This window comes from Lactobacillus sp. ESL1191, from assembly GCF_058504435.1.
The window spans coordinates 1,143,890-1,157,628 of the sequence record NZ_CP196365.1; the positions used below are offsets into that span (position 1 = coordinate 1,143,890).

General features: G+C 42.3%; 6 protein-coding genes. 3 read left to right on the plus strand and 3 right to left on the minus strand.

The genetic code is table 11. The features are described from left to right. Positions 1-160 precede the first annotated feature (160 nt). The gene (locus tag ACSYSN_RS05950; protein WP_491711969.1) at positions 161-1,465 is read right to left on the minus strand and encodes a PTS sugar transporter subunit IIC; all 1,305 of its coding nucleotides are present in this window, start codon (positions 1,463-1,465) and stop codon (positions 161-163) included. An 18-nt stretch (positions 1,466-1,483) separates the two neighbouring features. After that, a complete protein-coding gene (locus ACSYSN_RS05955) occupies positions 1,484-2,845 on the minus strand; it encodes a glycoside hydrolase family 1 protein (RefSeq protein ID WP_491711970.1) in 1,362 nt (453 codons plus the stop codon). A gap of 130 nt (positions 2,846-2,975) precedes the next feature. Here ACSYSN_RS05955 and ACSYSN_RS05960 point away from each other — a divergent pair, with 130 nt between their 5' ends. The 3 genes from ACSYSN_RS05960 (at position 2,976) to ACSYSN_RS05970 (ending at position 5,098) form a co-directional block, all read left to right on the plus strand. After that, positions 2,976-3,689, plus strand: coding sequence for a GntR family transcriptional regulator (locus ACSYSN_RS05960; RefSeq protein WP_491711971.1), 714 nt, complete (start codon positions 2,976-2,978; stop codon positions 3,687-3,689). Positions 3,690-3,824: 135 nt separating this feature from the next. Then, entirely contained in the window at positions 3,825-4,481 is a 657-nt protein-coding gene (locus ACSYSN_RS05965; RefSeq protein WP_317637105.1) for an HAD family hydrolase, read from the plus strand. Positions 4,482-4,513: 32 nt separating this feature from the next. Continuing rightward, on the plus strand, positions 4,514-5,098 hold the full coding sequence (locus ACSYSN_RS05970; RefSeq protein WP_491711972.1) for a DJ-1 family glyoxalase III: 585 nt from the start codon (positions 4,514-4,516) through the stop codon (positions 5,096-5,098). Between the two features lie 148 nt (positions 5,099-5,246). Here the strand turns inward: ACSYSN_RS05970 and ACSYSN_RS05975 are convergent, their stop codons facing one another. Then, entirely contained in the window at positions 5,247-13,727 is an 8,481-nt protein-coding gene (locus ACSYSN_RS05975) for a DUF1542 domain-containing protein (RefSeq protein WP_491711973.1), read from the minus strand. Between the last annotated feature and the right edge of the window lie 12 nt (positions 13,728-13,739).

Consider the following 13,739-nt stretch of genomic DNA (forward strand, 5'->3'; position numbering starts at 1 on the left):
AATGACTAGTTAATTAAATGTTCAATATAGTGAACGATTTTTTATTAAATTGACCTTGCCGCTACTAGAGCCAATGTGGCAACTGGTACCAAAAAAGGAGTTCCTTTCTTAGGAACTCCTTTGTGCTTAAGTAATTATGCTTGAGCCAATTCGGCCTGTTTCAGTGCAACACGTCCGAAATCTTGATGAATGGAATGTAGAACAAGGTACAAACCACTAAAATAACAATCTGAACAAGTACCACTTTCCAGTCGCCAGCACTAGCCAAGATACCACTCAAAATTGGTGGCGTGGTCCATGGCACTAACACACTTAGGGGTTTAACAAAGCCAATGGCCGTTGCAAAGTAGCCAATTAATGACCCAATAACCGGACTGAGCACGAACGGAATAATCATCGGAATATTAAAGACAATGGGAAAACCAAAAATAATTGGTTCATTAATCTCGAAAATTCCAGGTACGGTCGCTAACTTGACCACATCTTTGTAAGGTTGATAATGCGAAACAATTAAAACCGCAATAATTAGGGCAAGTGTTAAGCCAGTACCACCCATTTGTGAATAGACCGTTACGAAGTCAGTATTAATAATGTGGGTAGGCTGTTTGCCTGCAGCAACTGCCGCCATGTTTTCATTCATATTAACTAGGTTCAGTGGATCAAGTAAAGAACCATTGATTACCGTCTGATGAATACCGAGTGTATAAAGAAAGTTACCGGTCGAATAGATTAACAAGAAACCCGGTAATGAAGTATTAACTGACCGCAGCGGTTCTTGGATGAGCCGCGAGATCAGTGTTACTAAGTCGGTATTGAAGTAGGCAAAGATACCCGCAAAAATACCAAACAAACCCAGGGTAAGTAGTGAAGGCAATAACACCGAAAAACTTTGACCAACGGCTGGTGGCACTTGATCACCCAAATTGATCTTAAGGGCCTTAACCTTTGATAACTTCATGTAAATTTCAGTTGCCAGAAGTCCAATAATGATACCGGAAAACATCCCAGTTGTTCCTACCTGTGAGTAAAGCACCGCACCGGAGACATCAACCGCCTTTTTGGCACCAGTGGGAATGATGCTAACATTAATGGCTAGCATAATGAAGACTGCCGAAATAGCGACTGCAACCGCCGATATTTGATTATCAAAAGACTTGTTCTTAGCCAAGAAGTAGGCAATCATCGGCGCAATCAGAATACTGGCAATATTCAGGGTCCCGTTAGTCAGAGCTGTGCCGAAGACCTGGAACTTTGCTAACGTTGCTCCCTTAAAAATCCAGGTAAAAATAACATTATTAAATAAGACGGCCACACCAGCCAAAATAAACATGGGCATCAAGGTTGCAAATGCATCCCGCAATGATCGTAAGTGGACCTGATTTCCTACCTTTACCGACACTTCGGTAAATTTATCCAAAAATCGCTGTAATTTTGGATGACTTTGGATACTTGTTGAATCGTTCAATTAGAACACCTCCATAAACTAACTTAAATCCTTACCGTTGGAATGAATGACCTTTTTGAGCCAGTGATAACTTTTCTTGGGTATCCGTTTCATATCGCGCAGATCATGGTTTGTCCGGTTAACGTAGACCACGCCATACCGCTTCTCCATGTCACCCTGTGAACTCATAATATCAATCAGTCCCCAACCTAGATAACCAATGACGTTGACGCCATCCTTGTTAATCGCATCCTGCATCGCCTTGATGTGACTTCTGTGGTAGTCAATGCGATAGTAATCTTTAATTTCGTGTTGACCGTCCCATTTTTCGCGGACACCGATTCCGTTTTCGATTGGAAAGACTGGGAGATGATATCGTTGATAGATCTTGTTTAGCACATCCCGAAAGCCTAACGGATCAATCTGCCAGCCCCATTCAGTCGACTTCAAAGCCTGATTAGCTGTGGCTCCCCAATCCATGTACAAGTTAGGTGCGGTATCCGCCGGAATCTTACTTGCATCAATCGTATTCGATGAATAATAACTAAAACTCAGAAAATCACTCCGCAGCGCAGCAATTTCTTTCATTTCCGCTTCCTTGTATTCAACCGGCAATTTTTGTGTTTGCACAAACTTTATTACGGCCGTGGAATACTTCCCATAACTAAAAGCATCTAGCAAATCATAATTTAGGAATTCATCAATTTGGTGAGCAGCAAAAACATCCCGGGGATTAGCCGTTGCCGGATATACCTGACTGTAAGCCAACATGCCACCAATTTTGGCAGTTGTTTTAGCATGGAGGTAATTGGCAACCGCGGCATGACAATACATCACATTGTGCGCAATCTGATAGAGCTCGGTTAGTGTTTGATCACCCTTGATATACCCAGCAATCTTGAACGCTTCAGGAGTATGGTAGAGGTTTTGCTCATTAAAGGTGATCCAATACTTAACTCGATCTGCAAAATGATCAATTACCACCTGGCTGTACCTAATAAAAGCCGCACACACTTTTTTACTAGTAAAACCGTTGTAATCCTCCGCCAAATGCAAAGGCATATCAAAGTGATACAGACAAATCATTGGTTCAATGTTACGCTCGCGCAAGGCCGCAATCAGCTTATCGTAATAGCGTAAGCCCTCCTCATTGATCTCACCATCACCATCTTTAATAACACGCGACCAGGAAATTTGGAACCTATACATGTTCATCCCTAAATCCTGCATGTAATCGAAATCTTCTTCAAAATGATGATAATTATCATTAGCAAAGTGCCAGTCGCTAACCTGGTCTCCTGACTTACGAATATCATAGACGGACAAGGACTTACCACCCTCGTTCCAGCCACCTTCTGTTTGCATACTGGAGGTTGAATTACCCCAGAAAAATTCAGACATTATACTTCCTCTTTCTTTTTATTTTTAAAAGCGCTTTCAGATATTATGTTATTTCATCTTGCCCTTTTAGTAAATATTTGTCATCATGTAAGTAAAGTATTTCCTATACTTATGCCAAGGAGAACCTACGATGACCACTAAACCAAAATACTTCACTGTTGCTAACCTGATTGAGCAGGAGATTCTCATGCACAAATACCAGCAACAATTACCCCATATTGATGAACTGGCAGTGATTTATCATACTAGCAAAGTCACAATTGTGAGTGCGCTACGCCTATTACAATATAAGAACATTGTTAAACCCGTACGCGGTCATGGCACCCAAATCTTAACGGCGAAAGAAAGTGAGATTTCCAAGAAAGATAATGCTAACGAGCACCTTGGTTTTACCTCGCGGATCAAAAACACTAAATTTCTGACCAGCAAGGTTATTTCCTTCGATATTCGCGAACCAACCGACAAGGAACGGATCATGCTCAAACTTAATAAAACTGACCTAGTCTACGACATCATCCGCCAAAGACTATTGCGCAACTTTCCGGTAAGACTGGAATATACAGTGATGCCGCAGAGAATTATTCCTGGAATTACAGTAAATATTTTGGACCAATCGATTTACCACTACATTGAAAATCAGCTCCAGCTTAAAATTGGCAGGGCCAACCGCACCTTCCGAGCCGACAAGCCCGATGCTTATGACCAACTCTACCTCAAGTGTGCAAGCACCGATCCGGTACTCGAAATCGAACAAACTTGTTTTCTGCAAGATGACACCCCCTTTGAATACTCCCAAACCCGTAACCGCTATGACCAAGCTGAATTAACTTTAAACCAGGTATAACACTGACTTTTGGAGGGCTTGACCAGGAATTGATCATCATTTAGCTTAATAAGTCACCAAATGAGCTATTGGTCTTTCTTTACTTGGCCAATACCGTTATAATGCAGCTAGAAAGATAAGGAAGGTAAAACAATAGTGGCTAAGTTTGAAACGTTAATTTTCATTCCTGAAGGCAGCTTGCTTGACCAAAAATCTGCAGAAGCAAATGCTCTGCGGATAACACTCGAACATTTTGGTACCGGCATGGGACCGACCCAGCGATTGAAATACGCAAGCTTAGGACAACAAACTAAGCTATTAGGCATGGACGAGCGAATTGACCTGTTTCTTAAAACAATAGTCCCGCAAGACCTGACTACTGCTCGGCACTTTTTCGATGAACAGCTCCGCCAGCAAGACCGCCTAAATAAGGAAACTATCCCATTCTTGGACGAGGTTCAAGGCAAGCTTCAGCTTATCTTGCTATCTAAAGAGCCGCGCCAGTTGATAGCTAGCCGCTTACAAGCAACAGAACTGTTTAGTTACTTTTCTGCTTGCTATGGCAAGGATGAACTGCAAGGCAGGCTGCCTGAAAAGCGAGTTTTCGATCAAATTGTTCAAGAACAAAAAATTACCCCCGCCTCTTGCCTGGTTATCGGAACGGATTTAAGTGAAGATATTCAAGGGGCTGAGAATGCCGGCTTGCAGTCACTTTGGCTAGCACCCAAAAAGGTCAAACTGCCAATCAGTCCGCGTCCTACTTTGCATTTAAGCAAACTAAGTGACCTATTGTTTTATCTAAATTTAAGTTAAACTAAAGTAAAAAAGATGATGGAGGTAATAATATGAAAACGGTTGCAGTTGTCTTTGCTGACGGATGTGAAGAAGTTGAAGGATTAAGTATTGTTGATGTCTTACGCCGACTCGACGTACAAGTCGATATGGTTGGATTAACTAGTACCAAAATTACTGGTGCTCACCAAATCAGCCTAACTTGCGCTAAGATAATCGACAACAGCTTACTAAACTATGATTTAGTAGCCTTGCCTGGTGGCAAGGCGGGAGCTGAAAACTTACGGGACAGCCAGCAGCTGCGAGAGCTGATGGTCAAGCGCAATCAAACTGGTCAATGGCTTGCCGCCATGTGTGCTGCGCCAATTGCTTTGGCCCGCTATGGTATTTTAAATGGTGCCGACTACACTTGCTATCCAGGTTTTGAACGCCAAACCAAAAAAGATGCCCCCAGTGGTCACTATCGGGAAAACATTACAGTAACTGACAAAGTTCACCAGGTCATCACTAGTCGTGGGCCTGCAACAGCCTGGGCCTTCGCTTATGCAATCGGAGATGCCTTAGACATTGACACCCAAGATTTAAAGCATGTAATGCTATATGATTATCTAGCAGACAACATTCAAGACAGCTTGTAAGAATTTAAGGTAATTCTTTCCACCCCAAATTTTTAATAGACAACAAAAAAGCCCACATCTCGTTTGAGATGTGAGCTTTTTGTTATTCAGTATCACTGGCGAACATTTCCATTGATCTGAAATAAATTGTTATTATTCCTATTAGTGATTAATACTTGTCCACATTGTTCTTTGCAACATAGTACCCGTCACCAATTGAAACTAGTTCTTGGCCGTTAACGCTCTTAACTTCACCGGCGATTACTTTAGAACCAGCTAGAATAACATAGCCGTCTACTCGCTTGCCATCAGCGTCATAAACATATGAGTTCTGTGAAAGTTCAGCATTTGAGCTTACGCCAGCAGCAATTACGTTATTAGCTTCAATTAAAATTGAACCAAAATTCTTTGCTTTGACGTAACGATTATTAGCAGTGATGTAGTAATACTTACCACGAATCTTCACTGGATCACCGTAAACGCTAACTCTGGTCTTCTTCTTCAAAAGTTTCGTACCAACACGTTTGCCCTTACTGTTATATACAAACGCATTCTTCTTTAAAGTACGCTTCCGACTATTAACATTGTGAACAGCGATGTAAAGATTCTCACCAACTTGGTAGAAATCACGACCATTAATAGACTTGGTACCGTACGTTGTGATCGTCGAGCCCTTCTTGACTAGTAATAGGTTGGCACGCTTACCTTCTCTATTGTAGTAGAAGGCATTGTGCTTAAGCACTTTAGAAACCGCATTTGATCTATTAAGATTACCATTAGTTCCATTTGAGCCGTTAGCTCCGCCTGAACCGTTGGCACCATTTGAGCCGTTGGCACCATTTGAGCCGTTAGCACCATTTGAGCCGTTAGCTCCGCCTGAACCGTTGGCACCATTTGAGCCGTTAGCACCATTTGAGCCGTTAGCACCATTTGAGCCGTTGGCACCATTTGAGCCGTTAGCACCATTTGAGCCGTTAGCACCATTTGAGCCGTTGGCACCATTTGAGCCGTTAGCACCATTTGAACCGTTGGCACCATTTGAGCCATTAGCTCCGCCTGAACCGTTGGCACCATTTGAGCCATTAGCTCCGCCTGAACCGTTGGCACCATTTGAGCCATTAGCTCCGCCTGAACCGTTAGCACCATTTGAGCCATTAGCTCCGCCTGAACCGTTGGCACCATTTGAGCCATTAGCTCCGCCTGAACCGTTGGCACCATTTGAGCCATTAGCTCCGCCTGAACCGTTGGCACCATTTGAGCCATTAGCTCCGCCTGAACCGTTGGCACCATTTGAGCCATTAGCTCCGCCTGAACCGTTGGCACCATTTGAACCATTAGCTCCGCCTGAACCGTTGGCACCATTTGAACCATTAGCTCCGCCTGAACCGTTGGCACCATTTGAGCCGTTAGCCCCGTTGTTACCATTTACAACGTTATTAATTCCATTAATACCATCTTGCTTAGCCTTATCAACCTCATCTTTGCTATTAGAGTTATTTACTTTATCTTTTGCATCAGAAGCAATTTGGTCAATTTTATCCTTTTCTTTTTGCTTTTCTTCATCGGTCTTATTCTTGTCTTTATCTACCTTATCCTTAGCAGCATTAGCAGCATCATCAATTTCCTTATTAGCATCAGTCTTTTGCTGCTCAAGCCCTGGTGTATTAGCAATAACATTTATTGCATTAATACCATCTTGCTTGGCCTTGTCAACTTCTCCCTTGTTCTTGGCATTATTGACTTTATCCTTTGCTGCAGCAGCTGCGGCATCAATGGCTGTCTTGTCTCTTTGTTTTTCAGCATCTGTCTTAGTCGGGTCCTTATCAACCTTATCCTTAGCAGCGGCTGCAGCGGCATCTATTTCCTTATTAGCATTAGATTTTTGGTTATCAAGATCATTATCAATTACAATCTGATTAATATTTGATGTTCCTTTATCCTTGGATTGGTCAATTCCATCAGCACTTGTACTATGATTAATTTCATCCTTAGCGTTGGAAGCAGCCTTGTCAATTTCATCTTTTTCCTTCTGCTTCTCTTCATCAGTCTTGTTCTTGTCCTTGTCTACCTTGTCCTTGGCAGCTTGGGCAGCCTGATCAATTGCAGCAATGGCATCAGCTTTTTGCTCATCAAGTGACTTACCAGGAACATATTGAGCATCAATTGCCTTAATTCCTGCATTCATTTGATCTCTAATTTCTTGAGAAATAATTGCTCGATTAATCGCATTTTGCGCTTTTTGAGATTCAACTTCAACGTTAGCAATTTGTTGATTTTTAACATTTGTAGTTAAAGTTACATCATTTTTAATTGCATTCTTGATTGTATTAGCTTCCTGAACAATTGCTGTAATAGCATCAACCTTTTGCTTAGCTAATTCAGCTGCTGAAATATATTGTGCGTGAATTGCAACTATACCATCATTATATGCTTTATGTATACCTTGAGCGTCAATTGCCTGACTAATTGTATCAAGCGCTTTTTGCTTTTCATCGTCTACTGCATGGCTTTGCTGCAACTTAGTAGCATCATCAAGTGTAACATCCTTGCTAATAGCAGTTTTAACAATTGCTGCTTCGTCATTAATTAATTGCTTAGCATTATCTTTTTGTTCTTGTAAGGTTACTGCATTAGTTACGTATTGAGCATCAATTGCTGTAATACCATTATAACGAGCAACTTTGACTTCTTGAGCATTACTTGCATCGTCAATTGCTGCCTTAGCTCTGGTTACCTCAGTATCAACATTAGTTCTTTGCTTATTCTTAGCTGTACTATCTAAACTCGGATCATTATCAATTAAAGTCTTAACTTTAATTGCTTCTGCATCAATTGCCTTGTAAGCAGCTAACTTTTGATCTGATAAAGAAACATTATTTCCAACATGTTCACTATCAATCTTGGCAATTCCATCATTTCTAGAGTCAATGACAGCTTGTGCATTAACTGCTTGCTCAATTGCACTTTGTGCACCAATCACATCTCTATCAACGGCATCTTTCTGTTTGGATTTAGCTGTGTCGTCTAATGAATCATCAGCATTAATTTCGGACTTAATTCTCGTTGCTTCTGCCTCAATAGCTTTTTGAGCCGCCTTCTTTTGGTCTTCTAACGCCTTACCTGGGATATGATCGCTATTAATTCTCGAAATACCCAGTTCTTTTGCATCGGTAATACCCTTAAGATCAGTTGCTTGACTAATGCTTGTTTTGGCCGCTGTTGCATCTCTGTCAACATTAGCCTTTTGAACCGCCTTAGTTGCATTATCCAAAGTTACATCATCATTGATTTGAGCCTTAACTCTTTCAGCTTCATCATCGATAGATTTTTGAGCATTTGACTTTTGTTCAGGAAGTGAAACTGTATTTGGAATGTGATCACCATCTATCTTGATAATCCCTGCATCCTTGGCATCTTTTACCCCTTGGGCATTAATTGCTTGTTCAATCTTGTTTTTAGCATCTGTAGCGTCTTTGTCAACGTTAGCCTTTTGGACTGCCTTAGAAGTTCCATCAAGAGTATCATCTGCATCGATCTCATTCTTCACTTTGGTTGCTTCCGCATCAATGGCTGCTTGAGCTGCCTGCTTCTGATCTGGTAAGGAGATGCTATTAGGTACGTGATCACTGTCAATCTTGGCAATTCCTGCGTTAGTAGCATCCTTTACACTTTGAGCATCAGTTGCCTGAGTAATATTAAGTTTGGCGGTTGAAGCGTCCTTATCCACATTGTTCTTTTGCGTTGCTTTTTCAGCATTATTTAGAGTAACATCCGCTTCGATTTCTGCCTTAATCTTAGCTGCTTCCGCATCAATAATTGCTTGAGCGTTAGTCTTTTGCGCTAATAGCGAAGTACCATTTGGAATGTGGTCACCATCGATCTTGATTATTCCGGCACTCTTAGCATCCTTTACACTTTGCGCATTAACCGCTTGCTCAATTTTAATTTTAGCGTCTGCGGCATCCTTATCCACATTGTTCTTTTGCGTTGCTTTTTCTACATTATCAAGCGTTGGGTCTGCTTCAATTTCTTTCTTAATCTTAGCTGCTTCCGCATCTATCGCTGCTTTAGCCGCATCCTTTTGATCTGGTAGGGAAATACTACCTGGGATGTGGTCACCATCGATTTTGATGATACCGGCATTCTTGGCATCGTTAACACCCTGGGCGTTGGTTGCCTGACTAATATTGTTCTTAGCTATTGCGGCATCTGTATCCACATTGACTTTTTGAACTGCTTTTTCTGCGTTATCAAGCGTTGGGTCTGCTTCAATCTCAGCTTTGATTTTGGCTGCTTCTGCATCAATGGCGGCTTGGGCATTGGTCTTTTGTGCTGGCAAAGAAATATTGCCTGTGACATGGTCGCTATCAATCTTAGCGATACCCGCATCTCTAGCATCATTTACCCCTTGCGCATTAGTGGCCTTGTTAATGTTGGCCTTAGCAATAGCTGCGTCTGTATCTACGTCGCTCTTTTGCTTATTCTTTGCTGCCGTATCTAAGCTCGAATCCGCATCAATCTCAGCCTTAATCTTAGTGGCTTCGGCGTCAATCGCTGCAATCGCATTCGTCTTCTGCACTGGCAGGGAAATACTGCTTGGAACGTGGTCCGCATCAATCTTAGCGATCCCTTCATCCTTAGCATCAATTACCCCTTGGGCCGTAGTCGCGCTGTTGATCTTGTCTTTAGCAGCCGCCGCGTCACGATCGACATCAGCCTTTTGCTTGTTCTTAGTGGCCGTGTCTAAAGTGACATCCGCATCAATCTCGCCCTTAACCTTAGTCGCTTCCGCATCAATTGCTGCAATCGCATTCGTCTTCCGATCTGGCAACGAAATGTTACCTGGAACGTGGTCACCATCGATCTTGACGATGCCCGCTTCTTTGGCATTCTTGACTTGTTGAGCATTAAGGGCATTATTAATCGCCGTCTTGGCATCAGCCGCGTCTTTATCGACGTCACCCTTCTGTTTTGCCTTAGCCGCTGCGTCTAGGGTTGTATCGGCATCGATTTCTCCCTTGACCTTGGTGGCTTCCGCATCAATCGCCGCAATCGCTGCCTTCTTTTGGTCGGGCAACGACACACTACCTGGAATGTGATCGCCATCAATCTTAATGATTCCGGCAGCCGTTGCGTCTTTAACTGCTTGGATGTTAGTGGCACTATTAATCGCCGCCTTCGCATCCGCTGCATCTTTATCGACATCACCCTTTTGTTTTACCTTGGTTTCATCATCCAAAGTTTCATCGGCATCGATCTCTCCCTTGATCTTAGTGGCTTCATCATCGATTTGCTTACTATAATTCTTCTTTTGATCTGCAAGTGTTACTCCTGGTACATGGGCGGCATCAATTGCTGCAATGCCATCTTCCTTGGCCTTATCGACTTGGGCTGGCAATACTGCCTTATTGATATTAGCCTTGGCATCCGTGGCCGCCTTGTCCACATCACCCTTTTGCTTTGCCTTAGCTGCACTATCAAGCGTTGGGTCTGCATCAATCTCATCTTTAACCTTAGTTGCTTCCGCATCGATGGCTGTATTAGCGGCCTGCTTCTCTACATCCAACGGGTGGTATACATAGGTGATTTCGTCTGTTCCGTTGCCAAATTCAAAGGCTGAACCTACTGCCACCGTCTGACCATTCACAATCACATGGTCTAAGGCCCAGTTATTGGCATCTGGGGCTGTTGGTAACTTAATCGTTTGGCCCGTTGCTCCTTGAATTACAAATGGCGCATTAGGAATAATTTGATTACCATTTGTATCCATAAACTTCGGATTAATCGTTTGCGAACTCCCTTCTACATAGATTGTAACTACTGGATTATTATCGGATACGACCGTCGTTTTCGGCTGGTTAGGTGCACTTGCTGCGTAGTGGTAACCAGCAGGTACATTGTCTTCAGTATAGTACTTGTTAGTCCAGTCAATCGTGTTACCATAGTTGGCCGGTGTTACACCACCAACCGCTTCTGTACCGGTTTGGCCTGATAACGGTGAAGTCAATACCCGATCTTTATGGTTAACATCTACATACTGGTAGGTAACGTTTTGTTTAGTTCCGTAGACATATACCTTATAGGTATATGTGGTACCTTCCATTGGAACTATCCCAACGGCAGCCTGTCCGTATGTATCACCATTATCATCAGTTGTTGTCGGATCACCGCCACTTTGAGCATCTGCTTTAGCTCCAGGGAAAATTTGATTTCCGAGCGCCCACATGTAGTTCTTAGGCATATTCTTAACAACAATATCACTGGTAATCAGCGGCAGATATTGACCAATATAAGAGTCTTTATCTAGCGGTACTGCCACTGGTCCACCAACATTCTTACCATTTTGGTCGACATATTGCACGTTAACCTTACCAACTGGAATCGCAATCGTCTGTAATTCACGTGTCGTTGGTGTGACAATATTTGAATTAGCGATGGCTCCACTTAAATCAGTAATTACTGCTTGACCATTTCTAACCACCATCTTGGTAAACTTAGCCGTATTGTCTCCTGCAGCACTAGTAGCCTGGGAATTATTACTCAGCCAAGTCTTAATGTTAGAGTTGTTCAGTGTTACTGTACCTGAACCAGAAATAATCCCTGCGCCTGTTGCGACTGGGTTACCATTACCATCTTGAATGGCCAAGTGCAGTTGTTTTGGTGAAATAAAGGTAACACTTGATGTGTCATTAACTCGAATTACCGAGTTATTATATCTTTGGTTAATATCAAAAGTGGTTCCAGCATTAAACTCTGCCCGTTGTGTACCCCACAGCCGAATCGCATTCGGTTGGGTCGTAACTGGAGCAGACAAGGTAAAGTTTTGTCCAAACTTAAACTGCGCGACTGAATTACCACCCTGCGTTCCATTTATAAAGTATTGGAATCCAGATTGTGTCCACTTGACATTGTCACCAGCTGTTACTCCGCGAACATTATTATACATTGCGGGATAGTTGGCAGCCATTCCATTATAAGTATATGCTTCATTAGAGGAGCCATCACCCATCGTGATCTGATTACCATAACCTACACTGGCTTGCGGTGCCACATTTGAAAACCAAAACTCCGAATATCTAATATCGTTGCTGGTTCTGTTCATAGTCACATGGGCATTGTTGGCAAAGTCAATCATCCCAACGCCACGTGTTACCTCGTTAGAGATGTTAAAGACATTGGTACCTGAAAATGTCACCTTGGAATAGTTAGCCATAACCGCATGGATTGGGTTATAACCATTTAACGAACTTGATAGATTGACATTGTCAATATTTACCTTAAGTCCTGCACCATTGCCCCATTCACAGTATACAAGAGCTAAATTATCCCCATCATTTCCTGGAAACCCTTGTTTGAACTTGCCGTTGGTCAATGTTACAGTTGTTAGATTATTATAAGGTACAGCAGTGTAAGTGAAGTTCTGTCTATCTAAATCAATCGTATGACCATTACCATTAACAACTACACTAGCCCCCGCAGCACGAGATCCCATGCGACCACCAGTATATGTAATATCACCAGTAATGTTGATATAGGTTACGCTGGCATCTTTCCAGGCTGCTGCTAAACTATTAAAATCACTTACGTTTGCTACCTTTTGTTTGTACTTATCCGGACTCGTGATTTGATCAGGAGTAGCAATATTCATCGAGGTTGGCGTTGCGCCTGCTGGCTTGTCAACATTCTTATTAAAGTCGTCACGACCACCATCTGGGTCGGCACCAACCGTTACACCTTTTGAAGCAGCATAGCCAGCAATTCCAATATCTCTTGGCTTAGCTTCAAGTTTTGAATCAGCTTCATTTGAATTATTAGGCTTAGTGGCCGCATCATCTGATAAACTCGTATCCATTACGTCCGTTGGAATTTCGGCTGCAGGAATGTTAACTGAAGTGCTGGTAGGCTTTGAAGCGCTCTTCAACAAGTCAGCAGATCGGCTACTCTGCTTTAGGCTAGTTGAACTCTTAGCACTAGCAGCACTTGAATCAGACTTCAAAAATGAGTTGAGGCCAGCATAAGTTGCTAAACTACCTTGAGCGGCAGTTTTTGACTTTTTAGCCTTAAGCTTCTTGGTCTTGGAGCCTGTCTTTTTAGAACGGGCTTTAGCTTTTTTAGCTTTAACTGCCTTAGTTTTGGCAGGTTTGTCTGCTTTTTTGAGCAAACTAGTCCTATCAACACCTGCTTGATAAGTAGCCGTGATATCAGCACTAGCCTTGTCCAATACTGTCTTAAGACCAGCTAAATCATTCGCCGCATTAACTTTATCTTTAGAATCATTAAGTAAAGCGTCAACCGCTTTTATCTGTTTAGCCTTAGTAGCACTGGTTAAGTTTCGATCTTCATTGATCTTCTGCTTAGTACTAGTAGCTACTGTTTCCAACGTGTTTAACGCGGTTTGTTTAGCTTCACTGACCGCCTGATCATCAACCTTTTGTTGGGTCGACTTATCAACTCCAATCTGATTACTTTGACTCTCAATTTCAGCGGCTTTTACTTCTTGAGCATTTACTGAATTAGCCGATTGAGAGAGCATTGCTCCTCCACCTAGCATAAAAGTCAAAAGAGAGTAGCTAACTAGCCAACCCTTTTTACTTTTGTGCATTTTATAGTTTGTGTTTTTGACTTCTTCAATCATTTTAAATCTGTTCAAAATCTTTCACCT

What these genes read in the sequence shown, in the direction of transcription:
- ACSYSN_RS05970 (WP_491711972.1), top strand. Translation starts at nt 4,514, where the DNA reads ATGAAAACGGTTGCAGTTGTCTTTGCTGACGGATGTGAAGAAGTTGAA.
- ACSYSN_RS05955 (WP_491711970.1), bottom strand. Translation starts at nt 2,845, where the DNA reads ATGTCTGAATTTTTCTGGGGTAATTCAACCTCCAGTATGCAAACAGAA.
- ACSYSN_RS05960 (WP_491711971.1), top strand. Translation starts at nt 2,976, where the DNA reads ATGACCACTAAACCAAAATACTTCACTGTTGCTAACCTGATTGAGCAG.